This window comes from Deltaproteobacteria bacterium PRO3 (assembly GCA_030263375.1).
In the GTDB taxonomy this organism is placed as follows: domain Bacteria; phylum UBA10199; class UBA10199; order DSSB01; family DSSB01; genus DSSB01.
The window spans coordinates 1-2,398 of record SZOV01000198.1 but is presented as its reverse complement, the minus strand read 5'-3'; the positions used below and the strand labels follow the sequence as shown (position 1 = coordinate 2,398).

Genomic DNA, 2,398 nt, shown 5'->3' with positions numbered 1-2,398 from the left:
GCAGGGCGAAGGCGGCGTGGTGCCGGTCGATGGCATCCTCCTCAGTGCCCGCTGTCGCGTCGACGAGGCCTTGTTGACCGGCGAATCAGCCGCGCTGGAAAAGCGCCGCGGCGACGCTGGAAGGCGCCCTGCGCGCGGATCCGAAAAACCCGGAGGCCGTCCAAGCCCTGCGGCTGCGCCATCAAGCGCGGAACGCCCTGGGCGACGTGAAGGGAGCCTTGGAGGACATCAAGGCCGCCGCCGCCCGCGTTCCCTTCGACGTCCCCGGCGGCCTCGAGCCGCACCGCGAGGCCATGGAATACGAAAAGGGCCTGCGCGAGCGCCTGCGGGCCGTCGGCGCGGAGCGGAAGGACGCCGAGGTCGAGGCCGACTCGGCCGCGTTGGACGCCCTGACCCGGGAGGAGGCGGACCTGTACGAGGCCTTGGGCGACGCGGCCGAGGCCAAGGCGCTGCGGGAGCGCCTGGGCGAGAAGGGAGAGCGAATTCGACTGGAGGGTCTGCGGGGCGCCGTCGCGAAAGACGCGGCGGAAGGTCGGTTGGACGCGGGCGCGATCGCCGCCGCCGGGAGCCCCGGCGCGGGGCTTCGGCCCTTGGCGGAGTATGTTTCGCTCGTCGCGAAGGACGGCAAGGTCGAAATGAAGACCGGCGAGGCCTTTGCCAAGCTCGCGACGCCTCAGCAGCTGCAGGTGATGCGCGCCCTGCGCAGGGCGGCGGCCCGCTCGGAGCTGCTGGGAAAAATCGATCGCGGGGGCGATGCGACCAAGAAGGCCTTTTGGGAGGGTCGGCTTGCCGCCTTCGACGGCGACGCCAAGGCGGCCCACGGGCACTTTCGAAGGTTTTTGTCCGCGACGCGCGGCGCGTCCGACCCCGAGATCCGGGCGCTCCAGGCGGAGGCCTCCAAGTCGCTGCAAAAGCTGGAGGCCGAGGCCCGCGAGGAGACTCGGCGGGCGGTCGACGAGCTGCGGGCCCTGCTGGGCCCCGCGGTGCCAGCGGTCTTCCGCGACGCCGAAGGTAAGCTGGACCTCGCGAAGATCCCGCCCGGAGATTTTTCCCGTTTCAAAAAATGGCTGCTCGAGCAGTGCGCGATCGAGGGGCGCAAGCTCGCCCATTTGGCCGGGGAAGGCGGAAGGCTGATTTTGATCGGCATGGGCCAAGAGGGAACTGCGCAACGCGCCTCCGAGAGCGACTCCTGGCGGGCCGCCTTCGGGCACTTCGGGCAGGTGCTGGCTTCGGGAAGGTACGACCGACTGCTGCGCGTCGCCTACTCCGAGGTAGATCCCGAGGCCGCCGGGGCGACGGGGCCCTTCCTCCCGAACGGCGCGAAGGACGACCTGCGGTCCTTGACCCGCGACCTCGTGACGATCGGCCCGAATGCCTTCGCCGCCGCCCACCTCTCGAGCCGCGAAAGCAGACGCGCGTGGATCTGCTCCGAGCCGTCGCCCGGATCAAGGGGACGGAGACCGCCCACGGTCTGCATGCCGCCGAGATCTCCAAAAAAACCGCGACGGTCGACCTGATCCTCTTCGACGTCAACGTCTCCAACCTGCGGGTGGAGGACGGCGATATCGCCGAGGCCACGCGACGGGGCCTCGCCCTATTGGACGACATGGACGCCATCGAGTCGCAGGACGCCGCGCGCCGGGAAAAATACCTTTGGAAGCCCGAAGGGGTCCGGGTCCTGCCCGGCCACGCCGATGGCATGGAGGGCCGAAAGCTCGCGCCGGAGGAGATCCAAAAAATGGCGAAGCTCGTCGAGCGCGGCCGCGAGACCTCCGATCCCCTCGCGCAGCTGCGGGGCAAGCTGGCCGGCCTGTGGCTGCTTTGCGCCGACCAGGACGAGTGGCGGGAGGGCGGCGCCCTCGCCGCGCCGAGGCATCGCGTGCATTTGCTGAAAGGCGCCGAGCGCCTGATGGCGGAGCTCGATCGGGTCAGGACCCCCGAGCAGTTACGAGAGCTCAACCGCAAGCTCCAGGACCTGCTGAAACGGCCCTTGCCCGCGGCGGGCTCCGCGGCGACGCGGGCCTTGGACGGCGCCCTGCAGGACGCCGTCGGCATGAGCAGCGGCCTCGCCAAGGCGCCGCAGGACATGTTCGAGGGGATCTCCGCCGCCCACCGCGAGCCCTTCGACGCCCTGCTCAAAGCCTCGGACGAATGGGAGGCCGCCTTCGACATGGGCGAGGCGGTCACGCTGAAGCCCGAGGAGCCTGCGGCCGCCGACCCCAAGACGCGGGCCGCGGTGGAGCGCTTCATTCAAGGGCTGGACTCGGCGAAGCGCGGCCTCTGGCACGGCTACAAGCAGAAGCATTGGCTGTACCGCGGCCTCAGCACGGAGGGCGGCGGCGCCACGGACGCGGTTCCGGACATCCGCGCGGCCAACCGGGCGATCGACGGGCTGATC

At 70.4% G+C, this 2,398-nt stretch carries 2 protein-coding genes; both read left to right on the top strand.

Features of this window, described 5'->3' with window-relative positions; all coding sequences use genetic code 11:
* A partial coding sequence (locus FBR05_15290) for a hypothetical protein (protein ID MDL1873544.1) occupies nucleotides 1-1,015 on the top strand: 1,015 nt, incomplete at its 5' end.
* A 402-nt stretch (nucleotides 1,016-1,417) separates the two neighbouring features.
* On the top strand, nucleotides 1,418-2,398 hold a 981-nt coding region (locus FBR05_15285), incomplete at its 3' end, for a hypothetical protein (protein MDL1873543.1).